Source organism: Psychromonas sp., from assembly GCF_047632995.1.
Lineage (GTDB): Bacteria > Pseudomonadota > Gammaproteobacteria > Enterobacterales > Psychromonadaceae > Psychromonas.
The window spans coordinates 1-25,124 of the sequence record NZ_JBLIEK010000052.1; the positions used below are offsets into that span (position 1 = coordinate 1).

Consider the following 25,124-nt stretch of genomic DNA (forward strand, 5'->3'; position numbering starts at 1 on the left):
GGCAAGTCGAGAGGCAAGCATCTTCGTTGTTATGAAGTCTTGATTTAACCCGTTAGATCTTCAACTTCATGCATGGAATCTGTCCACCTCTCGATTTGCTGATTTTTGCATTTGCTTGGTAACGGGTATATATCCATTCTCGCTTTTAAATAGTTGTTTAAATTTGTATGAAAATAAGAATCCATTTATTTCTTCTGAGTAATTTCAAACGCTTTATCGATCGTTTTTTCACCCGCAAAAGTAGCGCATTACTGATGTGGTTATCTGTGATTATAGGTACCTTGGCGGGGGGGGCTGCCGCACTTTTTGATCAGGGTATTATCTGGATCAGTGAGATGCGTTTGCTGCTCATTGCAACTTATAGTGATTCAGAAATCCCTTTATGGTTAGTCGCTATTCCTATCTCGTCTGCAATGGCGGGGCTTGCTTTTTATATCACCCATAGATTTGCCCCTGAAGCTGGCGGTAGTGGTATTCCTGAAATTGAAGGGGCAATGGAGGGGATGCGACCGGTTCGCTGGAAACGCGTGCTTCCGGTTAAATTTGTCGGTGGACTACTTGCGCTTGGCAGTGGCATGGCACTTGGTCGGGAAGGTCCTTCGGTGCAGCTCGGTGCCAATATCGGGCGCATGATCTCTGATGTTTTTAAAGTAGACAAACTCGATGCACAAGCCCTGTTGGCGGCTGGTGCTGCTGGTGGTTTGGCTGCCGCATTTAATGCGCCACTCGCCGGAATCATGTTTGTTATCGAAGAGATGCGATCACAATTTAATTACAGTTTGAGTTCAACCAAAAGTGTATTTCTGAGTGCGGTAATGGCCACTATTGTGATGCGTTTATTGAGCGGTCAACAGGCCGTTGTTGAGGTTACTCATTACTCACATCCTGATTTAATGTCGTTGTGGTTATATCTATTATTAGGTTTCTGTTTTGGCGTGATTGGTATCTTATTTAATAAAATGGTGCTTGCTACATTAGATATGTACCTATTTATTCATAAAAACCAGCGTTGGCGGTTTGTTGCTATTGGCTTGTTTTTAGGGGCTGGTTTTGGTGCGCTATCGGTTTTAGCGCCTGAACTTGCATTCAGTGGTCTCGATCTCATTCCTGAGGTCTCGGGCGGGCATTTTCTGGCCGGCACCTTAATGGTTATTTTCCTGTTCCGTGTTTTAACCTCTCTGCTTAGTTTTAGCTCGGGAGCGCCAGGTGGTGTGTTTGCACCTACCTTAGCACTCGGCACGTTATTTGGTATGTTATTTGGTTTAGCGGCGCATGCATTGTTTCCTGAAATAGTGACCGAAGCGGGTACATTTGCCATTGCAGGTATGGGGGGGCTGTTTGCCGCCACCGTGCGCGCGCCGATAACCGGTATCTTATTGGTCATTGAGATGACCAGCAATTATGAAATGATTTTACCCTTAATAGTGACCTGTTTAGGGGCGACTATGGTTGCACAATCCTTGGGTGGACGGCCGATTTATACACAGCTCTTAGAACGCACAATGAGACTGTCGATGCGTCAGAAACGTCAGGAAATAAGAAATAAAGCGATGCACCGTCTGGGTAAAGATAAATAATATTATACCCAACGACTTGAACATGCAGATTCAAGTCGTTTGAGTATGGTTGGTATTCATAATAAGAAGGGTATGCAATGAAACGGTTAAAACAAAGTTTCATTAAGTGGATTATTGTTTCGATGATCTGTTTATTGTTGGGATTTTTGCTGGGTAAATTTAAACAAGATATTTTGCTTGATTCATTAGCCTTAATGGAAGTGGATTTACAAACCCTCAGCGCTGAAAAAGTTGAGCTATCTATGCAGCTTGCACGTAACGACGCGAAATTAATGACTGATGAACAGACCATTAATCAATTGACGCAAGAAAATATGCAACTGAGTAAAGAGTTAAATATTTCTGCAAATAAGTTGTATTTTTATGAGCGAATTGTTTCACCTGAACTGCAATCCTCAGGTGTGAAAATTTATTCATTCACTGTGCTTGAAAATAAACAAACAGGAGAATGGAATTATGAGCTGGTGTTAATGCAATCGCAAAAATATCGCCGTTTTTTATCGGGTAAATTTTCAATAAGCTTTTCTGGGCTTGATAATGGGCATTTGCAAAACAGAGCGTTAAGTTCCCTGAGTGAAACGTCTGCGTCAACTTTTAAATTCAAGTATTTCCAAACCATCAAAGGGGATTTTATATTACCGCCAGAAATGACCATTGATGAAGTTATTTTACAGTTAAATGTACCGGGTAATCGTTGGTATAAAGCGCAGCAGGTAACACAGCGCTATGACTGGAAAACGCTGATTGAAGAAGAGGAAGATATTAGTGAGTTTGAAGGCACCGATTTAACCTCTTTTGAGTCAGAAGAGCAACAGCTTGCTCCTTAGAAAAAGCCAGGATTATTACACGAGCAACGGACTATTTTCCGAATGGTGAATTTTCAATTGCTTTAGATATTGATTAATCAAATTCGCATCTTACTTGACCTATTTGGTTGGTTATTGGATAATAACGAAAATTTATACCAATTTAATGCTGTTTTTAGTAATCAGCTTACATTTTTAGAGGTTACCATGACATCCGAAGTTGAAATGGCGTTGCCCATTTATTTTAGTGATAGCGCAGCGCATAAAGTAAAAGCTCTTATTGCTGAAGAGAAAAACCCAGCATTAAAATTACGAGTTTACGTGACCGGCGGGGGCTGTTCAGGCTTTCAATACGGCTTTACGTTTGATGAAAAAGTGAATGAAGACGATACCTTGATTGAAAATGATGGCGTAACCTTAGTGATTGATTCCATGAGTCTGCAGTATCTCGTTGGCGGCACTGTTGATTATATAAATGGGTTAGAAGGATCGCGTTTTTTAGTTAATAATCCAAATGCAACGGCAACATGTGGTTGCGGCTCTTCATTCTCTATCTAACTGTATCTGTTATGTGAAGTTTCTTTACCGAGAGAACTTCACTCCTCCTTTCCTAAAATGTCGTTCTACCTGTAAATCTAGCTATTACCACTCGCATCCTCTCTTTTGTTAATATAACATTAATAGAACAATTTCATTATTTATTGAGGTTTATCTATGTTTGTTCGTTTACGCCGTTATTTCGCTTTGCGACCTTATTGGATCGCATTGTTTATTTCCGGATTATTATTGTTTTGGATGCTCTCGAAACCAGCGGAGCAGCAATCAAGTGAACAACCCATAGCCGCTCATGAAGAAAAGTTACCAAAGGTACAAACTACCCATTTTAAACCGCAACAAATGACCAAGTTTTTAACTTTATATGGGAAAAGTGAAGCCAACAGTCATGCCGTTATTCGCACTGAGGTGGCGGGAAAAATAGTCAAAATAGCGATTGAAAAAGGACACAATGTAAAAGTTAATAGTGCTTTGGTTGAGATTGAAAAAAGCGAATTACCGCAACGGTTAGCGCAAGCAGAGGCCTTGCTTGCAGAGCGTTTATTGAATTATAACGCAGTCAAATCATTAAATGATAAAGGACTGCAAGGACGGGGGCGTTTAGCTGAAGTTAACAGTTTACTGTTAGCGTCTAAAACGGAAGTTAAACAGCTGCAGCTAATATTAAAACGTACCACTATTATTGCCCCTTTTGCAGGAATTTTGCAGGAACAATTTGCTCAAGAGGGGGATTATCTGCAGGTCGGCGATCCTATTTTTAGTTTGGAAAATATCGATCCCATTGTGATTCGCGGCGATGCGACAGAGCATCATATTAATCAGTTAACATTAGGGCAGGTTGTTTCCGCGACCTTGCTCTCGGGCGATAAGATTTCAGGAAAAATCACTTATATTGCATCGTTAGCGGATAGCAAAAGCAGTACTTTTCGTATTGAAGCTGAATTCCCCAATCCTGATGGAAAAATATTTGCCGGCATTAGCGCCACATTATCTATCCCCCTTTACCCTGTTGAAGCCGTCTATGTTTCACCTTCGGTGCTGGCAATGGATGAGCAGGGCAATCTCGGTATTAAATTTGTTGCCGATAACATTGTTGTTTTTAAAGCGATCAATCTTGTTGAAGCTGACAATGATGGCGTATGGTTATCTGGTTTCGACGGTCCTGTTGATATTATTACCTTAGGGCAGGGCTTTGTTAAACCCGGCGATCGCGTGCAGGCTATTGCTGCGGAATCGTCGCTATGAAAACGATTATTGCAGGTTCGTTATCACGTAAACGTGCGCTGTTAATGCTGCTGGTTTTTTTATTAATAGCTGGACTTGCTGCTTATATCAAGGTCCCTAAAGAATCCGATCCGGATATTCCCATCCCTTTTATTTATGTTTCTGTTAACCATGAAGGGATCTCTCCTGAAGATGCCGAGCGCTTATTGTTGCGCCCTCTTGAGCAGGAGCTGCGCAGTATTGAAGGGATCAAAGAGATTAAATCAACCGCTAGCTCAGGCTATGCTTCTATTGTTATTGAGTTTTATATTGATATCGATATTAAAGATGCATTGAATGATGTACATGAAAAAGTGAATCAAGCCAAGGGTAAATTACCACAGGAGAGTGACGATCCTATTGTAAAACAGGTGACCTTAGCCACAGAAAATCCTGCTTTGACTATTTTATTATCGGGTAGTGCGCCAGAGCGGGCGCTGATAACGCTGGCTAGAGAGATGCAGGATAAGTTAGAAGGTTTTGCTGAAGTGCTAGAAGTTAATATTGGCGGCGATCGTGAAGATATGGTGGAAATATTGGTTGATCCTTTGCTTATGCAAAGTTATCAGCTGGATATGAGCGATATTTATAGCCTTATTTCACGTAATAATCGCTTGGTTGCGGCGGGGGTAATGGATACGGGCAAAGGGCGTTTCCCAATTAAAGTACCCGCGGTGTTTTCAACCATTAAAGATGTGATGGAGATGCCCGTCAAAGTGTCGGGTGATAAAGTGATCACCTTTGCAGATGTTGCCCAAATTCGCCGTACGTTTAAAGATCCGTCAAGTTTTGTGCGCGTTAATGGTTTGCCGACTATCTCGTTAGAAGTGGTAAAACGTCCCGGTGAAAACATTATCTACACAGTGGATAAAATCAAAGCCTTAGTTGAAGAAAATAGCGCGTTTTGGCCCAATAATATTCACGTTAGTTATGCAGGCGACAGCTCAAAAGATGTTAAAACCATGCTTAATGATCTGCAAAACAATGTCTTAAGTGCTGTATTGTTAGTGGTAATTGTGATCATCGGGGTGCTGGGCATGCGCAGCGCGGCTTTGGTGGGCATCGCTATTCCCGGATCCTTTTTAACGGGGATTTTAGTGTTGTGGATGTCCGGTATCACTGTCAATATTGTGGTGCTATTTGCGCTGATTATGGCCGTGGGGATGCTGGTTGACGGCGCGATTGTGGTTACTGAATTTGCTGATCGTGAAATGAGTGCGGGTGTGGCCCGCCATAAAGCATATCTGAATGCGGCTAAACGTATGGCTTGGCCGATTATCGCTTCAACATCAACGACCTTGGCGGCCTTTGCGCCTCTGCTGTTTTGGCCGGGTATTACGGGCGAGTTTATGAAATATTTGCCGCTGACCTTAATTGCAACATTGACTGCATCATTGCTAATGGCGCTTATTTTTATTCCCGTATTAGGCAGTGTATTTGGTAAGCCTAGGATTCTTTCTGAAAAAGAGAAAAACAATGCGCTTATCGCAGATAAAGGGGATCTCTTCGCCTTAACTGGATTTACCGGGGGATATGTAAAAACCCTGAACAAAGCGATTAAACATCCCTGGCTTGTCCTATTGCTGACCTCCATTATTGCAGCTACGGGCGTTGCTTTGTTTGTACAATCTCATCTTGGTGTTGAATTTTTTCCGGATGTAGAGCCGCCGGGGATCAGTGTTAAAGTGCGCTCATATGGTGATTTTTCGATCGATGAGCAAGACGCTATTATGTCGACCATTGAGCAGAAAATATTACCGCTGCGTGATGAAATTGACACGCTTTATCTGAAATCAGGCGATTCAACCGGAGAATTAGTGGGTCATATGCGCATCAATTTGAGGGATTGGCAAGTCAGGCGCAGTGCGAATGAAATTATTGCCGATATTAACCGACGCACTATGGATCTGCCGGGGGTTGAAATTGAGCTGAAAAAAGATCAGGCAGGTCCCCCTTCGGGTAAAGATCTGCAAATCGAAATCAGTTCCCGTTTTCCGCAGTTATTGCAGGGAGCCGCAAATAAGCTACGCCACGCATTAATGCAAAAAGATTATTTTATCAATATAGAAGATGACGGTGCAAAACCCGGTGTGGAATGGCAATTTAAAATCAATCGGGCGGATGCTGCGCGTTATGGAGCTGATGCGACCCTATTGGGGAGCAGCGTACAATTTCTCACCAACGGTTTGATGCTCGGTACTTACCGGCCCGATGATGTTGACGATGAGTTAGATATTCGTGTGCGCTATCCGGAAAAAGATCGTAGTTTAAGCAAGCTTTCAGAAATTCGTGTGCAAACCGCTGCCGGGCAGATACCTGTCAGTCATTTTGTCAGCCTCATCCCCTCACCCAAGCAAGCTTCTATTAAAAAAGTGGATGGCCGTATTGTGATGACAGTGAGTGCTGATATGGCACCCGGGTATAACTTAAGCTTGATTTTACCCGAGCTTGAAAAAGAGTTTCCCAGCTTAGGGTTGGATGCGCGTGTCAGTTTAAAACTACGCGGTCAAAATGAAGATCAGCAGGAAGCGGAGCATTTCTTAAAAAATGCTTTTATGGTGGCATTAGCTATTATGGCGTTGATTTTGGTTTTACAGTTTAACTCTTTTTATCAAGCTTTTTTGATTTTAAGTGCGGTTGTTTTTTCTACCGCCGGGGTATTTATCGGTTTATTCTTCAGCCAAACTGCCTTTGGTATTGTAATGTCTGGTATCGGTGTGATCGCGCTGGCGGGGATAGTGGTTAATAACAATATTGTGTTGATTGATACTTATAATGTTTTAAAAGGAGAAGGAATCAATACTCAAGAAGCGATATTAAGAACCGGCGCACAACGTATTCGTCCCGTGCTTTTGACTACTGTGACGACTATCTTGGGATTGATGCCAATGGTCTTAAAAGTGAATTTGGATTTCTTTACCAGGACGGTTGAGTTTGGCGCGCCGTCTACACAATGGTGGTCGCAACTGGCGACAGCAATTGCGGGAGGGTTAACGTTTGCTACCTTGCTGACGCTTATTTTAACCCCCTGTTTGCTAATGATTGGTCATAATTCATCTGCCGCACTGCGAGCATTTGGCGCTAAAAAGCAGCAGAGCTAAGCGCAGTGCAGTTCTGCTGACTGCTGCGCGTGGTAAATGGTTAATTCTCCGTTCATTGTGTGACTAATGGAAAATCAAGCTTTTGCCATAAATTGATATGCCCTTTTAAATCCATTAGTTGATTAAAACCTAAACCTTGTAAAGTCTGGTAGGCGATGTGAGCTCGCCTGCCTGAGCGGCAATAAATAACAAGCGGTTGTGTTTTATATTGTGCAATGCGTTCCTTATTTTGCACAAGTTGATCATAGGGGATATTGATTGCACCTTGGATATGGCTCTCTAAAAACTCCTGTTCACTTCGCACATCTAAAATGGCTAAAGTTTGCTGATTGTCAATTTTATTAAGTAATACCTGCGGCTCAATTTGCGTTATTTTAGCTTGAGCGCAGACGCTAAATAGTAAAAGAGCGGCTATTCTTATCATATGAGCTAATTTCATGTAACTTCCTATAAAAACCATTTTCTTAAATGTGCATGTTTAATTAAGTGTAACGCACTATATATAATTAAATGGTTACTGTTTTATTTTAAGTGTGATCTGGAGTGTAGTATGTTTTTAACTGCGAATGGAACACCTGAAAAGTTAGGTGTTACCTATACAAGTAAAGGTGCCAATTTTTGTATTTATTCGCGCCTGGCTGAAGGTGTTGAACTGCTCTTTTTTGATCATAAAGATGACGTGTCCGCGAGCTATATATTTACACTTTCAGCTATTGATAATCGTACCGCTTATTATTGGCATATTTTCATTGAAGATGTGCAACCTGGGCAACTATATGGCTTTCGTGTCGATGGACCGTATCGCCCTTATGAAGGAATGGCCTTTGCCCCGGAGAAAGTATTATTAGATCCCTATGGATTATTGGTTGAACGGGGTGAAAATTTTTCTCGCAACGCGGCGCTTGGCCGCGGCTCAAACCTTGATAAATGTTTAAAAAGTGTGGTGGTTGATATAGATGATTATGATTGGCAGGGGGATCAACATCCTCGCCACTCTTTTTATAAAACGGTTATTTATGAGATGCATGTGGGCGGTTTTACGCGCCATCAAAGTGCTAAAATCGCAAAAAATAAACGCGGCACCTATGCGGGGTTAATTGAAAAGATTCCCTATTTAAAAGAGCTGGGGATAACGGCCGTTGAGTTGATGCCTGTTCATCAGTTTGATCCCAGTGAACATCACGCGGGGTTAACTAACTATTGGGGATACAGCCCATTATCCTTTTTCGCAGTGCATCGCGAATACAGCTCAGACAAGTCGAGGCTGGGTCCGATTAATGAATTTAGGAAAATGGTCAAGGCCCTGCATGCGGCTGATATTGAAGTGATATTGGATGTGGTTTATAACCATACCGCAGAGGGCGGGGAAGGCGGGCCTACTTTTTCATTGCGTGGTTTTGATAATCGTGATTACTACATGTTATCCAAAGATAATCTGCACTATATGAATTTCAGTGGCTGTGGTAATACCCTTAACGGGACCCATTCCGTCGTTAGGCGCATGATTATTGACAGCTTGCACTTTTGGGTAGAAAAAATGCATGTCGATGGATTTCGTTTTGATTTAGCCTCCATTTTATCTCGCGATGAGCTTGGCATACCTATGCTCAGTCCGCCTACTCTATTTAGTATTGATACCGATCCCATCTTGTCCCCCGTTAAGCTGATTGCAGAAGCATGGGATGCGGGGGGCTTATATCAAGTTGGTAGTTTGGCAGGGCAGCGTTGGAGGGAATGGAACGGTCACTTTAGGGATGATGTACGTCGCTTTGTGCGGGGCGACAAAGGAATGGTAAGTGATTTTGTCAATCGCTTAATTGGTAGCCCGGATATTTACGGTGAGCATAACTTTGAGCCGGAAAAATCGGTTAACTTTATTACTTGTCATGATGGTTTTACACTTAATGATCTGGTCAGTTATAACCGCAAGCATAATTTGCCTAATGGGGAAAATAATCGCGATGGCTGCGACCATAATTTTAGTTGGAATCATGGCGTTGAAGGTGAAACGGATGATCCTAAAATAGTTCAGCTACGCACTCAGCAGATGAAAAACATGCTGACCATTACCTTGATCTCTTTAGGTACGCCGATGATTCTAATGGGCGATGAAATAGGCCATTCGCAAAAAGGTAATAATAACGGTTATTGCCAGGATAATCCCAAATTTTGGTTTGATTGGAGTAAAATTAAAAAAAACAGGGGGCTTTTTAACTTTACTAAAGCCTTAATTAAGCAACGCACAGAGATATACCTCAATGCCAGTTGTCGCTATTCTTTGCATGATATTATTCAGCAGTCGGGCATTGTTTGGCATGGCGTGAAAGTAAATCAACCTGATTGGAGTGAGGAATCTCATGCTATTGCCATGGAAAGTAAAGATCCTCATTCATCGGTTGTCTCTTATGTTATTTGCAATGCTTTCTGGCAAGCGCTTAACTTTGAGTTACCTAAATCCACAAGCGGTAAATGGCAGCGAATCGTTGATACTTCATTAGCGGATGGTAACGATATTTATAATAATGGAGATAAAAAACAGTGGTTTAGTAATGAATACCTTGTTGCACCACGATCTGTAGTAATTTTGATTGGATAAATGGTGAGTGATTGATAAAATTGATAAAAGTCATCACACTGCTATCAATGTGTTTTTTGAAATAGGTAAATAAATGGAAGTTGTACAAGATTCAACAGAATTAGTTAATTGGTTCCGTAGTTCAGCGCCTTATATTAATGCACATCGCCACAAAACATTTGTTTTAATGATCGGTGGTGAAGCATTAGAAACGGATAATTTTCAGGATATTATCAATGACATTGCTTTATTAAATAGTCTCGGTGTCAAACTTGTATTAGTGCATGGTGTGCGTCCGCAAATTCAAAAACAACTCGATTTGCATGGCCATATTAGTGAATTTCATAATGGTTTACGTATTACAGATGATCAAAGTTTAGCGCTAGTTAAGCAGGCAGTGGGCGCGGTACAAATCGAATTACAAGCGCGTTTATCAATGGGTCTTGCAAACTCACCGATGCAAGGCGCCAGTATTCGCACGGTTGTCAGTAATGTAGTAACAGCACAGCCGCTAGGCGTTAAAGATGGCGTTGATTTTTGTCATACAGGAAAAGTCCGAAGAATCGATGTTGACGGCATAAAAACACAACTTGCATCCGGGGCTGTACCGGTTATTTCACCACTTGGTTATTCGGTCACCGGTGAGGTGTTTAACCTGCTCGCGGAAGAGGTCGCAACGCAAGTGGCGATCGGTTTACAAGCGGATAAGTTAATTGGTTTTTGTTCTAATACGGGTGTGTTAGATGAACAAGGCAGGGTGATTTCTGAACTGTTACCTGAGCAGGCTCAGATCCATATTGATTTGATGGAAAAAGAGTCTGAGCAGGCCAGTGGCACATTATATTTTTTACGCGCGGCAGTTGCTGCCTGTAAAGCGGGGGTAACTCGTAGTCATTTGATCAGTTATTATCAAGAAGGTGCATTGTTAAAAGAGCTGTTTACACGCGATGGTGTGGGTACTCAAATTGTAAAAGAGAGTTATGAACGGATCCGCACCGCGACTATTGATGATATTGGCGGGCTGTTAGAGTTGATTGAGCCACTTGAAAAACAAGGGGTTTTAGTTAAACGTTCACGAGAGCTATTAGAAAACGAGATTGGTCATTTCCAAATTATTGAACGAGATGGGATGGTTATAGGTTGCGCAGCACTTTATCCGTTTAAAGATGAAAAAATGGGCGAGCTTGCCTGCTTGGTCAGTCACCCTGAATACCGTCGTAGCGCACGCGCCGATAATTTAGTGGTGCATATTGAGCGTAAAGCAAGGGAGCTGGGTTTAGAATCTATTTTTGTTTTAACTACTCAAAGTATTCATTGGTTTAGAGAGCGTGGCTTTCAGTTTGCTGATATTAGTGATTTGCCTTCCGCTAAAAAAGAACTCTATAACCTTAAACGTAGTTCCAAAGTTCTGATCCGTAAGATTCGTTAATACCCTGTAGCAGGGGCTATGAGTTATTGCCAAGAGATTGCTAACAAACGAAAATAAAAAAGCCCGTTTTAATTAAAAACGGGCTTTTTTATTTTCGGGCGAAATGACTGCTTATTTTTTATGGTTACATACCCCGTCAACAGGTTCACCGTAAAGGTAAAGGCTGTGATTGGTAAGCTTTATGCCATGTTTTTGAGCAATCAGTTTCTGCTGTTGCTCGATCAAATCATCATTAAATTCAATTACTTTGCCGCATTTTAGGCAAACAAGATGATCGTGATGATGTTGATTGGCAAGTTCAAATACTGATTTTCCACCTTCAAAATGATGACGAGTGACAATGCCTGCATCATCAAATTGATTTAATACGCGATAAACCGTTGCGACACCAACTTCATCTCCTTGTGCGAGCAGTTTTTTATAAAGATCTTCAGCACTGATGTGTTGATTCTTTGGCAGTTGAAGTAAACGTAAAATTTTCACTCGTGGTGAGGTTACTTTTAATCCAGCTTCTTTTAATGCTTCGCTTTCTAAAGGCATGATTATTTCCTAACGGTTTATCTCTATTAATACTAGTCAGCAAGCTCTGCTAAACACATTTCATCATAAATTTGTTCTGTCCATGCTTTGACGCGTGATGCGGTTAATTCTGGTTGGCGATCTTCATCAATACCAAGCCCGATGAAATGGTCATCATCTACCAGTGCTTTTGATGCTTCAAATTCATAACTTGCAGTTGGCCAGTTACCAACAATGGTTGCACCCTTGCTTTCAACTATGCTACCAAGCTGCCCCATCGCATCGAGGAAGTATTCCGCGTAGTCTTCCTGATCACCACAGCCGAAAATAGCGACTAATTTATCGCTAAAATCAATATCTTCTAAATCAGGAAAAAAATCATCCCAATCACACTGCGGTTCACCGTAGTACCAAGTTGGAATTCCAAATAAAAGTAAACTGTATTCAGCAATTTCTTCTTTACTGCTTTTAGCGATATCTTTTACTTCAACTAATTTATTTCCCAACTCTTTTTGGATCATTTTAGCAACCGCTTCAGTGTTGCCCGTGTCGCTACCAAAAAAAATGCCTACACTAGCCATATCGTTATACCTTTAATTTATAAATTAATTTATCTGTGCGTTAAGAAGCTGATTAATCAGTTCACCACGACTAATGTTTTGCTCTTTTGATAGCTCATTGAGTGCGTCAAATAATTGCGTATCAACTTTTAATTCAATACGTTTTAAGCCTTTTTGCTTATCTCGCTGTGTCTGTTGCTGCTTATTAATCTTAAGCTGTACGCGACGAGAATGCGGGTTGCTTTTAGGCCTACCGGGACGTACCTCATCAGCAAAAAGATCGTGAGTAATACGATCAAATGATTCTTTTGCCATTCTTTTACCTAAAAGTATTTGTTGTTATTTGTGGCTTATCACTAACCAATGCCAGCACTGGTCCAGATTATTTCGATGATTGCTTTAGCGATAAAACCAAAACAACCAAAAAACAGTACCGCCCATACAATGTTGCGTCCAAATTTTGGCACATCACCGCGTTTTAATAGATCTTGAATGGACATACCAATCAACAAAAAAAGTAGGATATAAAACCCATAAAGGCCAATGATCTCTATTTGTTCTGTATATTCTTGTAGCATAGTACTGGCTTCATTCAAAAAGAGGAATATAACATAAACGCGAATACTCAGCGATTTATTTATAGTCCATTATTATTTTTTAATTAAAAAACTGGCTAATCAAGCGGTTGAAAGTCTTTGGTTTTTCGGCATGTAACCAGTGTCCCGTATTCTCAATCACCTTGGCTTTTGCTTTGGGAAATAAGTACAAAATAGTGTTTTGGTTATCGGCGCAGATATAATCAGAGTTCCCACCTTTAATAAACAGTGCCTCTTTATTAAATACATTATCAATAGCTGGCCAGCCACGAATCGAGTCGTAGTTTGCTATGATCGCTTCTAAATTAAATTGCAGTTGGTAATGTTCCCCTTTTTTCTGCAGCGATTTCAGTAAAAATTGGCGGACTTCTGCTGTTTTGACATATTGACTTAATATTAAATCGGCAGATTGTCTGCTCTTTATTTGCTGTTTTGCCACTGCTTTTAACCCCGCTAAAACGTCACTGTGTTTATTGGGATAAGTGATAGGAGCGATGTCGGCGATAACAATTTTATTGATACGTTCAGGGCGTTGCAGCGCGCAAGTCATGGCGACCTTTCCGCCCATTGAATGGCCTATAACAGAAAAATTTTCAATGTTAAGATGATCTGCCAATTCGAACAGATCATTGGCCATCTCTTGATAGCTCATGCTAGGCGAATGAGGGCTATTACCATGGTTGCGTAAATCAATCGATATAATCTGCTGATATTCTTGTAAGGCGGTGGCGATCCCCGCTAGGTTTGATAAACTGCCAAATAACCCATGAATAATGAAAATATTCTCACATTTTTGATCTGCTTCATTTAAAGCGGTTTGTTTTTGTTGGTAATTAAGTAGCATAAGATTCGATTTTAAGTGAAAATATAGTAGTAGAGTTACCGTTATGGTAAATAAAGTATAATCTGTATTTGAGTTTAACATGGTATTAGATTGGCTAATGGTTTTTTGTAATGTTGATTTTTATAAAGATAGACGATTAGAAATGGTAAGTGTCAGAGTGAAAATCAAATGGTGGAATAATGAAAAAAATAGAAATAGAAGACGATCTTTATAAATATATTTTGGCTAATATCGAAGCTTTTGGTGAAACGCCTTCTCAGATTTTGCGCCGACTACTTTTATTACCAAACGCTGCACCGAGCGAGCAAAAAAGTACAGAGACTCAAGACGAAAGTGTAACTATTACAATTCCTCCTGCGTCGCAAGTGGTTTCTGTTGACCTACAGGACAGTCCGCCTGCAATTGATTCTCCTTTACATATCGGTGTGTCTGATACAGTTGTACAGAGTGTTACTGCTTTGTTTGCTAATCCCGTCTTTAAAAATGAGTCTGTCGTTACCAATAAATTTAAAATGTTACTGACGACTATGTATTATGAAAAAAAAGCGGCATTTATTGTTGCAGCTAATACGACCAAAGGGCGTACACGAGATTATTTCGGACAAAATTTAAATGCTTTATTAGCATCCGATAATGAAGAAGAAGTTGCGCTATTAAAAGCAAGTAAACCGCGAGATATTCCGCATACCCCATTTTGGGTGATAACAAATGCAAATACGGGTCGAAAACGCATTATTTTGACGCAAATGATGGCTTCTATGGGATATCCGGAGCATTTGATAGAACGTATAAAAGAAGAGATTTAAATAGGATCTGTTGACCTTTCGACGCCATCACTGCTGGAGGCTGTTTAGGCAGAAGGAGAGTTGTATAGTTACTCTATATGAGCGACTGATAACGCAGTTGGAAGGAAAAAACAGCCCCTAGGAGTAGCAGTAACTTTTATAGGACTTTCGATAAGCATATTTTAAAAACAATTTATTTATACTTTTGAGGTAATAATTATTATGGCAATTCATCCACGGGCAGGTCAACCTGCACAAGCAAGCGATTTAGTAAATATCCCTAAATTGGTTTCAGCGTATTACGTTAACCTTCCAGATGTGAGCTTAGCCAGTGAGCAGGTCGCATTTGGTACTTCAGGGCACCGAGGCAGCTCATTTAAGAATGCTTTTACAGAATTGCATATTTTAGCAATCAGTCAGGCATTAGCTGAATACCGTATTAAGCAAGGTTACACAGGACCTATGTTTATTGGTAAGGATACGCATGCGTTATCAGAGCCTGCTTTTATTTCAGCAATACAGGTATTGGTTGCAAACGGCATTAAAGTGATAGTTCAAGAAGGGGGCGGTTACACACCAACACCGGTTATTTCTCATGCAATATTGCAATACAACAAAGAAAATCCCGGTCATTTAGCTGACGGTATCGTTATTACACCTTCGCATAATCCGCCTGAAGATGGCGGTTTCAAATACAACCCACCCAATGGCGGTCCAGCCGATAGTGATGTAACTAAAATTATCCAAGATCGTGCTAATGAAATATTAAATGATAACTTTGATGATATTGAGCAGTGGGATTTCGCTGAAGCGATGGAGTCCGAGTTCGTTGAAGAATACGATTATATTCAGCCTTATGTTGATGATCTGAAAAATGTTCTAAATTTAGATGCGATTGCAAAAGCGGGCATCAAAATCGGTGTTGATACGTTAGGCGGTTCAGGTGTTGCTTACTGGCCTGTTATTGCTAAAACATATGGTTTAGATATCGAAGTCGTCAATGATCGCGTCGATCCTACTTTCTCTTTTATGACCTTAGATAAAGATGGGAAAATCCGTATGGATTGCTCTTCTCCTTATGCAATGGCAGGGCTTATTAAATTAAAAGATAAATTTGATGTGGCGATCGCCAATGATCCTGATTACGATCGCCACGGCATTGTAACTAGAAGCTCTGGTTTGCTAAACCCTAACCACTATTTGGCTGTGGCAATAAACTACCTGTTTACCCATCGCACTGAGTGGCCAGCAAATGCGATTGTTGGTAAAACCTTAGTATCAAGCTCAATGATTGATCGTGTTGTTGGTCAGCTTGGACGTCAAATGTCTGAAGTGCCCGTTGGTTTTAAATGGTTTGTTGATGGCCTTTATAACGGAACATTCGGTTTTGGTGGTGAAGAGAGCGCGGGGGCTTCTTTCTTGCGTAAAGATGGCACAGTATGGAGTACTGATAAAGACGGTATTATCTTAGCGTTGCTGGCGGCTGAAATTATTGCTGTAACAGGTAAAGATCCTGGCGAGCACTATGCAGAATTTACTGAAAAATTTGGCTCACCTATTTATCAGCGCTTTGATGCGCCTGCATCGCCAGAGCAAAAAGCCGTTCTTGCTAATTTAAGCCCGGATATGGTGGAAGCCGATATGTTGGCGGGTGAAAAAATTATTGAGAAACTCACGCATGCTTCAGGTAATGGTGCTGCTATCGGTGGTTTAAAAGTGACCACTGAAAACGGCTGGTTTGCAGCGCGCCCATCAGGTACTGAAAACATATACAAAATCTACTCAGAGTCATTTATAGGCGAAGAGCATATCGCAGCAATCCAAAAAGAAGCACAAGAAATCGTCGCTCAGGCTTTTTCTAAAGCAGGTTTGTAATTATCTGCGGGGAAAAATAGAATAGATCTGCGATTTATAAGCCTCTTTTCTAAAAAAAAGAGGCTTAAATAAGACATTTAAGGCTGGAAATTTATTTTATTTACATTTATAAAAATCATAGCGCTTCTAGATTTATGATCTTGATCAATCATTAGTAATAAATATAACGCTTTTTAACACCCCCTTGCATATCGAAATATGGCTTTAGACTACTGATTATACCTACAAACTACTCCTTAAATTTAATAAATATTTACAGAGTTCCGGGGGGGGGCGTAGATGAAAGGAGGAGGACTAACCGCTGAACTCACTTTATTGTGGTATCTGTTTTTAAGGATAATAATTACTTGAAAAGCGAACAATGGTAAAGATAGTTCAGTATTAATCATTTTGATACTAAAGTTATCATTCGAAATTTTACAGTGGCGAGTTATCAGATAGATGACACTTGCTCTTTATTAATTAACATGGAAATGTAGGTACCTCATGGCTACTAAAAAGACCCCAACTGCAGCAAAAAGTAAAGCGACAACCAAACAAGAGACTACGCAATTAACTTCAGGAGTTGAATGTACTGCTGATCAGATGCAACAGGCAATTGTAGATCGTTTGCATAAAACTTTAGGTACAGATCAACATAAAGCGAATAAAAAAGCGTGGTGGAATGCAACCTGTTATGCCGTTAATGAAATGGTTTTTGAGAAACTGACAGAGACTCAACAAAATCACGCGGGCAAAGATGTTCGCTCTGTGAATTATTTATCTCTTGAATTTTTAATGGGCCGTTTGCTTTCAAACAACCTACATAACTTACAACTATTCAAAACAGCTGAAGAAGCGTTGAAAGGTCTAGGTAAAGACCTCTATGAAATTTGTGATGAAGAGCCTGATATGGCGCTTGGTAACGGTGGTCTAGGTCGTCTAGCCGCATGTTTCATCGATTCTTTAGCAACACTTGGCTATCCTGCAATTGGCTATGGCATCCATTACGAGCATGGCTTATTCGCACAATCATTCCAAGATGGCCGTCAAATTGAGCGTCCTGATACATGGCGTGAATACGGTAACCCATGGGAGATTTGCCGTCCTGAGTCTATCCAACATGTACCGCTATACGGTTATGTTGAAACTGTTTTTGATGAAGATGGCAGCTCACATAAAGTGTGGCATGCTGGCCAGAAACTAAAAGGTGTGCCATGGGATGTGCCAATTGTTGGTTACGGTGCAAAAACAGTTAATATTTTACGTCTATGGGAAAGTCGCTCTGATGAAGCGTTCGATTGGGATGTATTTAATGCGGGCGGTTATGTTGATGCGCAAGCTGAAAAATCACAAGCAGAAACTGTTTCAAAAGTATTATACCCAAATGATGAAACCCCTGAAGGTAAAGAGTTACGTCTAGTTCAACAATACTTCTTCTGTGCTTGTTCTGTTAAAGATATTCTACGTCGTTTTAAACGTGCGAATACTGACTGGACAAAACTAGCTGATAAAGTTGCGATTCAATTAAATGATACGCATCCAACAATCGCTATCCCTGAGTTAATGCGCATTTTAGTTGATGAAGAACGTCTGGAATGGAGTTTTGCATGGGGAATCTGTCAAAAAGTTTTCGCATACACAAACCACACGCTATTGCCAGAAGCACTAGAAAAATGGTCTGTTAGCTTATTTGAAAAAGTATTACCTCGTCACCTTGAGATTATTTTCGAAATCAACCGTCAATTCTTAGAATTAGTTGAAGAAAAATGGCCAGGCGATGTTCAGAAGAAAACAAAACTTTCTATTATTCAAGAAGGCGGCGATCGTAAAGTATGTATGGCAAATCTATGTGTTGTTACTTCATACAAAGTAAATGGTGTTGCTGCGGTTCACTCTGAACTTGTTAAAACGGATCTTTTCCCAGAGTATCATGAGTTATTCCCAACTAAATTAGTTAACGTAACGAATGGTGTTACTCCTCGTCGTTGGTTAAAAGCGTGTAATCCTAAGCTTGCTGCATTGTATGATGAAGAAGTGGGCAATGATTGGGTAGTTAATCTTGATAAACTACGTGGCGTATTACCAAAAGCAAAAGATGTTGCTTTGCAAAAACGCTTTATGGATATCAAAAAAGACAATAAACTTGAATTAGCTAAAATCATTAAAGATTTAACTGGTGTAGAAGTTTCTGCTGATGCAATCTTTGATATTCAAATTAAACGTCTGCACGAATACAAGCGTCAACAACTGAATATGATTCATATTTTGACTCTGTATAAACGTTTACTCGATAACCCTGATTACGATATGGTTCCACGTGTATTTATATTCGGCGCTAAAGCGGCACCGGGTTACCATATGGCTAAACAGATTATTTACGCGCTCAACAAAATTGCAGATAAAGTAAATAATGACGTACGCGTTAAAGGTAAGCTAAAAGTTGTATTCTTACCGAACTACCGCGTATCACTTGCTGAAAAAATGTTCCCAGCTGCGGATATCTCTGAGCAAATTTCAACTGCTGGCCTAGAAGCATCGGGTACTGGTAATATGAAATTTGCAATCAATGGTGCACTAACTGTTGGTACTATGGATGGCGCAAATATCGAAATGGCAGAAGAGATTGGTGCAGAGCACATGTTTATCTTCGGACTAAGCGTTGCGGAAGTGAAAGAGCTTAAAGCGAAAGGTTACAATCCTTTTGATTACTACTACAGCAACCCTGAGTTAAAATCAGTCCTAGATTGGTTAGATACAGATTTCTTCACACCGGGCAAACCTGGTGCGCTATCTGATATCAAACGCACATTACTTGAAGGCGGTGATGAGTACTTATGTCTTGCGGATTACGCATCATACTGTGGCGCTCATCAGAAAATCGATGAGACGTACCGTGACCAGTCTTTATGGGCTGAGAAAGTAATTCGTAACTCTGGCGCGATGGGTAAATTTAACTCTGACCGTTCAATTGAAGATTACGCAACCACTATTTGGAATTTGAAAAAATACCCACTAGCATAATGTGTTTTAACAATTAAATTTAAAAGGCGATAATTAATTATCGCCTTTTTTTTTGCTTAAAGCCCAGTATAATCAGTAGTGTTCAGTAGCTGTTTTTATTCAGCGATCCATTTAATATTACCGAGGAGGTTGTTATGTCTCAAGATCAAAATACAAATGACGTATGTGAAGCGTGTGGTACTTTCGTTGAGCTGGGCAGTGTCATTGCTGAAGATGATACAGTTCTAGTGCTGCCATTTAGTGGCACAGATAAGGCAAGTGTTGAGCTGTTAGCTCAAAAATATATCGATGCGGCCGTTGCCAGGTTTCCGAGTGTTGAGTTTAGTAAAAAGACAGAAACAACAGATACGGGTGAGACTTGTAAACTATCACTGCAATTTGAATGTACTGCAGAAAAACTTATTTTTGAAATGGGGTTAAGTGCAATTTAAGTTCGATCTGAAGCTTTAAAAGAGTCTAAAACATAGGCTCTTTTAATTTATATTCGTAAATATCTATATTGTTACCTGCCAGAGTAAATCTTAATTTCTTCTTTTCCCGCTTAATCGTTATACTAGGGCCTAACCACACTTATATTTTATATTGCCCTATTGGAGAGTACTTTGCTGATTGAAGATTTACCCATTGACCGTCGCTTAATCATTTCGTTATCCCACCTTGGGTTTACAGAAACGACGCAAATTCAGGCAAGTGCAATCCCTGTTGCCGTTGCAGGAAAAGATTTACTTGCATCATCAAAAACGGGGTCGGGTAAAACATTGGCTTATTTGCTACCTGCAATGCAGCGTGTTTTAAGAACACGAGCGCTGACAAAACGAGATCCGCGCGTCCTGATTTTGGCACCAACCCGTGAACTTGCAAAACAGGTTTATTCCCAACTGCGTTTATTAGTTTCCAACACAAATTTGAAATCAACGTTAGTACTAGGTGGTGAAAATTTTAACGACCAAGTTAAGCAGCTTGATAAAGACCCCCATTTTGTTGTCGGCACACCAGGGCGTATTGTCGATCATCTTAAAAAAGGTTTATTGCACTTACATGGGCTTGAGTTGTTAATTTTAGATGAAGCGGATCGTATGCTTGATTTAGGTTTTGCTGAACAGTTAAAAGCCGTGAATGAAGAGGCGAGTCATCGTCTGCGTCAAACATTGCTCTTTTCTGCAACACTGGGTCATGCTGAAGTAAATGAATTTGCTGCACAGTTGTTAAAGGCCCCAGTGCGTATTGCCATTGGTGAAGAGAATCAACAGCATAGTGAAATTAGCCAACGTTTTTATCTCGCTGACAACTTAAATCAAAAAGAAAAATTACTGTTCCATTTTATTAAAAATGAAACGATTAAACAGGCAATTGTGTTTACTGCAACGCGTAAAGATGCCGAACGTTTAAGTGCTATATTGACAGAAAAAGGCTATGTGACCGTCGCTTTACATGGCGATCTCACGCAGAACAATCGTAACAGTATTATGGATAAGTTTTCACGTGGTAAAGCGCAAATATTAGTCACTACTGATATCGCTTCTCGTGGTCTAGATTTACTTAATGTCAGCCATGTTATTAATTTTGATATCCCGAAACATACTGAAGAGTATATTCACCGCATCGGTCGAACGGGCCGAGCGGGAGAAAAAGGGGATGCTATCTCAATTATTGGTCCGCACGACTGGCTAAATTTTAAAAAAGTAGAAGAGTTTGTACAGCAACAGATTAGTTTTGATCGTGTTGAAGGTATAACGCCTAAATTTAAGGGGCTCCAAGAGGTGGCGGTTAAACCCATTGAAAATAAATTGGCAGATTCGAGCAGCAAAAATATAGCCGCTACTAAAAAGCAGAAAGTGAAAAAGGCACCTAATAAAATCTTCCACGAAGCAGAAGAGATGGGTTTCGCACCGATGCGTCGTAAGAAAAAAATAGAAGAGTAAATTATCGCGTAATGCAGGCGACAATAAAAAAGAGCTCGAATGAGCTCTTTTTTTTGTCTCTTAAATTTTTGTAAAATAATGACGTTACATCTTCTAGGCTATCGTGAAAAAATATTGGCTTTACTGACTTTTCGCAGTCCTGCCTTTTTCTGTTATAAGGTATCGATTTGAGAGTTTTAAATTCACGCCTTCTCTCTTCTGGACTTGCTGGTTTTTCATTATCTATTGATAACGGGTATATATTGCTTTAATAAAAATACCGGATCATACTGTGGCTACTTTTTGTAAATTAGAGATTGGGACATGTCTGATAGTTTTTTACTTTTTGATAGTGAAACGAAAGAGCAAATAAGCGAGAATGTCGTCGCTTTATTTAAAGATAAGGTATTACCAAAAGTATGGGAAAACGAATCACCTGCTGAATTTAGCCCTGAAAGCCGCGTTTATGCTTGTATTAGTGATGAGAACGCGCCTGCGGTTATTGAAGCGGCGATTAAAGGTGGTTGGTTTTTAGCTATTCTACCTCATCAAACTTCACGTTATGCTCTGCGGGGATTTTGTATCGAGAGCGACCTGCAAAAAGCAATTCAAACGGCGCAACTTGCCAGCCCACAAAAAGTCGATGTGCTGCGTTGTAATGGGCAATTAGTGTTAAGCTCAGTGGTACTCGGCGAATGCTTTAACTTATTACCTACCACTAAGAGTATTTCTTGGCGTGAAAAACTAAAATTTGCATTTGCTAACGCTGTGAATGTTCGTACTATTCGGCCACAAAAAATGACGTTTACTACAGAAAATGAAAGTGATTTTAGTACCGCTGCGATTGGCTTAGTGATTATTGAACATGCGCATGGCGCTTCCTTATCTAGAAATATATTACCTTATACCCATATTAATGATGGTATGTGTCATGCAATCATTGTTGCTCCGCGTAGTGTAATTGAAGTGTTACTCTTTTTTGTGATGGCGCCATTACGTCGTAAGGTAAATCTTCCTAATTTTCTCGGATTATTAAAAGCGAAATCATTCACTGTGAGCAATGGGCATGAGTTAACTTATAAAATTGATGGGCTGTCCTATCAAGCAGATCAATTATTAGTTGGCACAGATTCACGTGTATTGAATCTATTGGTCGGTGATGCATTACCTATCAGTGAGATATCAGACAATCATAAAGAGCAGCGAAAAGTAACACGTTTACCCGTTGGTGAAGCCATTACTGAAATGGTTAGCAAAAAATTACCCTTTATCGCGCATGCGGCGACGGAGGAGTTTAAAGATCTTTATCACTTATTGTACGAAAACGCCACGACTTCCCCTGCTTTTTTGACCTTGATGGTGTTATCTACATTATTAGCCAGCGTGGGATTATTTGCTAATTCAGCCCCCGTAATTATTGGCGCAATGATTTTAGCTCCTTTAATGGCTCCTATTATTTCCTTATCTATGGCGTTAGTGCGGCAAGATACTAGCTTATTAAGCAGTAGTATAAAAACACTACTGATCGGTTTATGCCTGTCATTGGGTTTTGCATCTATGGCCAGTTTTATTATGCCTATGGAAACCGTGACATCTGAAATAGCCGCTCGACTCAGTCCTAGTTTATTAGATTTAGCCGTTGCTGTTCTATCAGGTATTGCAGGAGCGTATGCACATGCACGTATTGAAGCCGCTAAGAGTATGGCTGGCGTCGCGATTGCTGTGGCGTTAGTACCGCCTCTTGCGGTTACCGGCATTGGATTGGGTTGGCTTGATTTTTATGTGGCTTGGGGAGCATTTTTACTGTTTTTAACCAATCTGGCAGGCATAGTGCTAGCGGCTGCTTTAACCTTCTTATTTTTAGGTTTTGCACCTTTTACGCTAGCTAAAAAAGGTTTAGGGATTGCATTCATAGCAGTAGTGGTAGTTAGTGTACCATTGGCTTTTAGTTTCATGCGTTTATCGGATGAATCATCCATCATGCAGCAACTGGAAGGCAAAAAAATTGGTCAGGTAACGATTCGTCAAGTTCGGGCTCGCGCGATACAACCGTTAGAATTATCTGTTGAATTAGTCACTCCTTCGGCATTAACCAATGGAAAACTAGATGTAATAAAAGCAGAGATTGAATTACAATTACAGCGTGAAGTGATTATGGAAGCACAGGTTGTTATTCGCAGGTGATTACGAATAGAACAAATGTTCCAAGGTAGAATATCGCCTGAGTGGTGAACTCTGTTTGTTTATACCTAAGCGATTTGCATTGATATTTTTTATTTGGTCTCTCCACAGGGACTCGAACCCCGATCATCCGCTTAGGAGGCGGACGTTATTAACAGTTTTAAATATAAAATAACTATTAAAATCAATGCATTGAAGGTTTCTTGTTATTTGATAGCACTATCTGTAGCACGTTTAATGTGGTTGTTGTATTAGTATTTGTAAATAATGGGTCATTAGCACATATAAATAAAGCTAATTAAGAAGTGGTGTCCCCTGCGAGATTCGAACTCACGTCTAAAACTTAGGAGGTTCTTGTTCTATCCAACTGAACTAAAGGGACATGAGACATATACTCTATTTTAGAAGGTTAATTGTCAATACAAACCTATGTTTAAGTCGATATAAAACTATCTAATATCAACAAGCTATTGCTCAAGCACAGATCCTATTGAATCTTTATGAGCTTTGCCTTTGAGCTTTTTTTTCAGCTCACATTGGAAGAAAGGACAGAATAGCTGGTTGTATTAGTGCGAAGCACTGCCAACATGGACAATTACTTCAGTTGTGCCACCCAATCACATCAGAATTGGTGGTAAAAACATTCCAACACTGCCACTTAATAACATCTACTATGATCACTGAATAACATTAGGTTTGCCACTAAAACATAAGATGACTTTGTGCGCATTGAATACATTAGCAAGTAGTTGCGGTTAATCTCCGCTCACATGGTATGGATGCCAGTCTATAAGAGTACGGGATTTAGAAATGAGGTCAGTGTCTCCTGTAAGCTCATAGCAGATGGTCGCGTTTCATCTCTTAACGTTAACTTTTGCCATATAACTAACATTAACCAGCCAAGTAAAAAGCATATTAAACACCAAATAAATGTCACACGTGCATTTGGATTCCAAATAACTCCAACACTGACTTTCTTGTATTAACTAGAAGCTCCTCATCAATTTGATAAGCTTCATTAGGGTCTTTAGCTAATGTCGACAGACTCATATTAATAATCTGTTTTTCACCAACCACAAAGCTAGGTGATTTAGGAATACAGCTACGCAAAGCCAGAATTTCTGCTAGTTTATGAGATGGGAAATTAATATCGTGTTTATCTTCTAAATAAACTTTTTTTCTTAGATTCTCTAATAGTTTGTAGACAACTTATATTATATGGGGCGAAAAAGCACTTTAACGTCATACACAGCACTGCCTGTGTTCCATGTTTCCACCGCAAGTACGGAACAATTCCACTTTTATACAATAGGTAGATCTTATTAGAAAAGGTAACCATTTGATAAGTAGTATCAAAACATGTAATGTTTATTTTTATTACAAATAATTGATGGGCGTTTTTCTTGTGAAAAAATGGAATTATGCCGCCTAATAAGATGTTATATGCCTAGGAGGGAATCGTGCATATTGCTATAAGTTTTAAAACTTCAAAATTTGATGTTTCAAATGAAAACAAGAATCCCATAAATCTAATTTATGGCGAATCATTATTGA

Annotated in this window: 19 protein-coding genes and 2 tRNA genes; 13 read left to right on the plus strand and 8 right to left on the minus strand. The window is 40.1% G+C overall.

What is annotated here, in order from left to right:
• Positions 1–167: 167 nt before the first annotated feature.
• The 5 genes from clcA to ACJAT7_RS10395 all read left to right on the plus strand — a co-directional run bounded on the left by clcA (position 168) and on the right by ACJAT7_RS10395 (position 7,302).
• Positions 168–1,577: a H(+)/Cl(-) exchange transporter ClcA gene (gene clcA / locus ACJAT7_RS10375; protein ID WP_415226728.1), complete on the plus strand. Its 1,410-nt coding sequence runs from the start codon at positions 168–170 to the stop codon at positions 1,575–1,577.
• A gap of 77 nt (positions 1,578–1,654) precedes the next feature.
• Positions 1,655–2,404 (plus strand): DUF6776 family protein, encoded by a 750-nt coding sequence (locus tag ACJAT7_RS10380; protein ID WP_415226729.1) that lies wholly within the window; start codon positions 1,655–1,657, stop codon positions 2,402–2,404.
• 186 nt (positions 2,405–2,590) lie between these two features.
• Positions 2,591–2,941, plus strand: coding sequence for an iron-sulfur cluster insertion protein ErpA (gene erpA / locus ACJAT7_RS10385; protein ID WP_415226746.1), 351 nt, complete (start codon positions 2,591–2,593; stop codon positions 2,939–2,941).
• A gap of 156 nt (positions 2,942–3,097) precedes the next feature.
• Positions 3,098–4,183, plus strand: coding sequence for an efflux RND transporter periplasmic adaptor subunit (locus tag ACJAT7_RS10390; protein ID WP_415226730.1), 1,086 nt, complete (start codon positions 3,098–3,100; stop codon positions 4,181–4,183).
• Complete coding sequence (locus tag ACJAT7_RS10395) at positions 4,180–7,302, plus strand: efflux RND transporter permease subunit (RefSeq protein ID WP_415226731.1); 3,123 nt, start codon at positions 4,180–4,182, stop codon at positions 7,300–7,302. The genes ACJAT7_RS10390 and ACJAT7_RS10395 overlap by 4 nt, the downstream gene beginning before the upstream one ends.
• A 52-nt stretch (positions 7,303–7,354) precedes the next feature.
• Here the strand turns inward: ACJAT7_RS10395 and ACJAT7_RS10400 are convergent, their stop codons facing one another.
• Complete coding sequence (locus ACJAT7_RS10400) at positions 7,355–7,741, minus strand: rhodanese-like domain-containing protein (protein WP_415226732.1); 387 nt, start codon at positions 7,739–7,741, stop codon at positions 7,355–7,357.
• Positions 7,742–7,852: 111 nt separating this feature from the next.
• Between ACJAT7_RS10400 and glgX the strand changes: the two genes are divergently transcribed.
• Both glgX and argA read left to right on the plus strand, forming a co-directional pair.
• Positions 7,853–9,898 (plus strand): glycogen debranching protein GlgX, encoded by a 2,046-nt coding sequence (glgX, locus tag ACJAT7_RS10405; RefSeq protein WP_415226733.1) that lies wholly within the window; start codon positions 7,853–7,855, stop codon positions 9,896–9,898.
• A gap of 73 nt (positions 9,899–9,971) precedes the next feature.
• A complete protein-coding gene (gene argA, locus ACJAT7_RS10410; protein WP_415226734.1) occupies positions 9,972–11,306 on the plus strand; it encodes an amino-acid N-acetyltransferase in 1,335 nt (444 codons plus the stop codon).
• Positions 11,307–11,417: 111 nt separating this feature from the next.
• On the opposite strand, the gene fur is transcribed toward argA, so the two are convergent.
• From fur to ACJAT7_RS10435, 5 genes are all read right to left on the minus strand, one after another.
• Positions 11,418–11,846 carry a ferric iron uptake transcriptional regulator gene (fur, locus tag ACJAT7_RS10415; protein ID WP_415226735.1) on the minus strand — a complete coding sequence of 143 codons (429 nt, stop codon included), beginning with the start codon at positions 11,844–11,846 and terminating at the stop codon, positions 11,418–11,420.
• 32 nt (positions 11,847–11,878) lie between these two features.
• The gene (gene fldA / locus ACJAT7_RS10420; RefSeq protein WP_415226736.1) at positions 11,879–12,406 is read right to left on the minus strand and encodes a flavodoxin FldA; all 528 of its coding nucleotides are present in this window, start codon (positions 12,404–12,406) and stop codon (positions 11,879–11,881) included.
• A 24-nt stretch (positions 12,407–12,430) separates the two neighbouring features.
• A complete protein-coding gene (gene ybfE, locus ACJAT7_RS10425; protein WP_415226737.1) occupies positions 12,431–12,700 on the minus strand; it encodes a LexA regulated protein in 270 nt (89 codons plus the stop codon).
• 41 nt (positions 12,701–12,741) lie between these two features.
• On the minus strand, positions 12,742–12,963 hold the full coding sequence (locus tag ACJAT7_RS10430) for a DUF2788 domain-containing protein (RefSeq protein ID WP_415226738.1): 222 nt from the start codon (positions 12,961–12,963) through the stop codon (positions 12,742–12,744).
• A 79-nt stretch (positions 12,964–13,042) separates the two neighbouring features.
• Entirely contained in the window at positions 13,043–13,825 is a 783-nt protein-coding gene (locus ACJAT7_RS10435; RefSeq protein WP_415226739.1) for an alpha/beta fold hydrolase, read from the minus strand.
• A gap of 179 nt (positions 13,826–14,004) precedes the next feature.
• Between ACJAT7_RS10435 and ACJAT7_RS10440 the strand changes: the two genes are divergently transcribed.
• The 6 genes from ACJAT7_RS10440 to ACJAT7_RS10465 all read left to right on the plus strand — a co-directional run bounded on the left by ACJAT7_RS10440 (position 14,005) and on the right by ACJAT7_RS10465 (position 23,573).
• Positions 14,005–14,631 (plus strand): replication initiation regulator SeqA, encoded by a 627-nt coding sequence (locus ACJAT7_RS10440; RefSeq protein ID WP_415226740.1) that lies wholly within the window; start codon positions 14,005–14,007, stop codon positions 14,629–14,631.
• A 201-nt stretch (positions 14,632–14,832) separates the two neighbouring features.
• On the plus strand, positions 14,833–16,485 hold the full coding sequence (gene pgm / locus ACJAT7_RS10445) for a phosphoglucomutase (alpha-D-glucose-1,6-bisphosphate-dependent) (RefSeq protein WP_415226741.1): 1,653 nt from the start codon (positions 14,833–14,835) through the stop codon (positions 16,483–16,485).
• Positions 16,486–16,971: 486 nt separating this feature from the next.
• Positions 16,972–19,488, plus strand: coding sequence for a glycogen/starch/alpha-glucan phosphorylase (locus ACJAT7_RS10450; protein ID WP_415226742.1), 2,517 nt, complete (start codon positions 16,972–16,974; stop codon positions 19,486–19,488).
• Between the two features lie 134 nt (positions 19,489–19,622).
• Complete coding sequence (locus tag ACJAT7_RS10455) at positions 19,623–19,919, plus strand: DUF406 family protein (RefSeq protein WP_415226743.1); 297 nt, start codon at positions 19,623–19,625, stop codon at positions 19,917–19,919.
• 171 nt (positions 19,920–20,090) lie between these two features.
• Complete coding sequence (locus ACJAT7_RS10460) at positions 20,091–21,410, plus strand: DEAD/DEAH box helicase (protein ID WP_415226744.1); 1,320 nt, start codon at positions 20,091–20,093, stop codon at positions 21,408–21,410.
• Between the two features lie 303 nt (positions 21,411–21,713).
• Positions 21,714–23,573 (plus strand): TIGR00341 family protein, encoded by a 1,860-nt coding sequence (locus ACJAT7_RS10465; RefSeq protein ID WP_415226745.1) that lies wholly within the window; start codon positions 21,714–21,716, stop codon positions 23,571–23,573.
• Between the two features lie 94 nt (positions 23,574–23,667).
• On the opposite strand, the gene ACJAT7_RS10470 is transcribed toward ACJAT7_RS10465, so the two are convergent.
• Positions 23,668–23,738, minus strand: a tRNA-Arg gene (locus ACJAT7_RS10470).
• Between the two features lie 138 nt (positions 23,739–23,876).
• Positions 23,877–23,952 (minus strand) — tRNA-Arg (locus tag ACJAT7_RS10475).
• Positions 23,953–25,124: the final 1,172 nt, after the last annotated feature.

Coding starts and splice junctions, on each gene's coding strand:
- ACJAT7_RS10380 (WP_415226729.1), top strand. CDS start 1,655: ATGAAACGGTTAAAACAAAGTTTCATTAAGTGGATTATTGTTTCGATG.
- fldA (WP_415226736.1), bottom strand. CDS start 12,406: ATGGCTAGTGTAGGCATTTTTTTTGGTAGCGACACGGGCAACACTGAA.
- ACJAT7_RS10435 (WP_415226739.1), bottom strand. CDS start 13,825: ATGCTACTTAATTACCAACAAAAACAAACCGCTTTAAATGAAGCAGAT.
- fur (WP_415226735.1), bottom strand. CDS start 11,846: ATGCCTTTAGAAAGCGAAGCATTAAAAGAAGCTGGATTAAAAGTAACC.
- erpA (WP_415226746.1), top strand. CDS start 2,591: ATGACATCCGAAGTTGAAATGGCGTTGCCCATTTATTTTAGTGATAGC.
- pgm (WP_415226741.1), top strand. CDS start 14,833: ATGGCAATTCATCCACGGGCAGGTCAACCTGCACAAGCAAGCGATTTA.
- argA (WP_415226734.1), top strand. CDS start 9,972: ATGGAAGTTGTACAAGATTCAACAGAATTAGTTAATTGGTTCCGTAGT.
- ACJAT7_RS10465 (WP_415226745.1), top strand. CDS start 21,714: ATGTCTGATAGTTTTTTACTTTTTGATAGTGAAACGAAAGAGCAAATA.
- ACJAT7_RS10395 (WP_415226731.1), top strand. CDS start 4,180: ATGAAAACGATTATTGCAGGTTCGTTATCACGTAAACGTGCGCTGTTA.
- ybfE (WP_415226737.1), bottom strand. CDS start 12,700: ATGGCAAAAGAATCATTTGATCGTATTACTCACGATCTTTTTGCTGAT.
- clcA (WP_415226728.1), top strand. CDS start 168: ATGAAAATAAGAATCCATTTATTTCTTCTGAGTAATTTCAAACGCTTT.
- ACJAT7_RS10430 (WP_415226738.1), bottom strand. CDS start 12,963: ATGCTACAAGAATATACAGAACAAATAGAGATCATTGGCCTTTATGGG.
- glgX (WP_415226733.1), top strand. CDS start 7,853: ATGTTTTTAACTGCGAATGGAACACCTGAAAAGTTAGGTGTTACCTAT.
- ACJAT7_RS10440 (WP_415226740.1), top strand. CDS start 14,005: ATGAAAAAAATAGAAATAGAAGACGATCTTTATAAATATATTTTGGCT.
- ACJAT7_RS10390 (WP_415226730.1), top strand. CDS start 3,098: ATGTTTGTTCGTTTACGCCGTTATTTCGCTTTGCGACCTTATTGGATC.
- ACJAT7_RS10450 (WP_415226742.1), top strand. CDS start 16,972: ATGGCTACTAAAAAGACCCCAACTGCAGCAAAAAGTAAAGCGACAACC.
- ACJAT7_RS10455 (WP_415226743.1), top strand. CDS start 19,623: ATGTCTCAAGATCAAAATACAAATGACGTATGTGAAGCGTGTGGTACT.
- ACJAT7_RS10400 (WP_415226732.1), bottom strand. CDS start 7,741: ATGAAATTAGCTCATATGATAAGAATAGCCGCTCTTTTACTATTTAGC.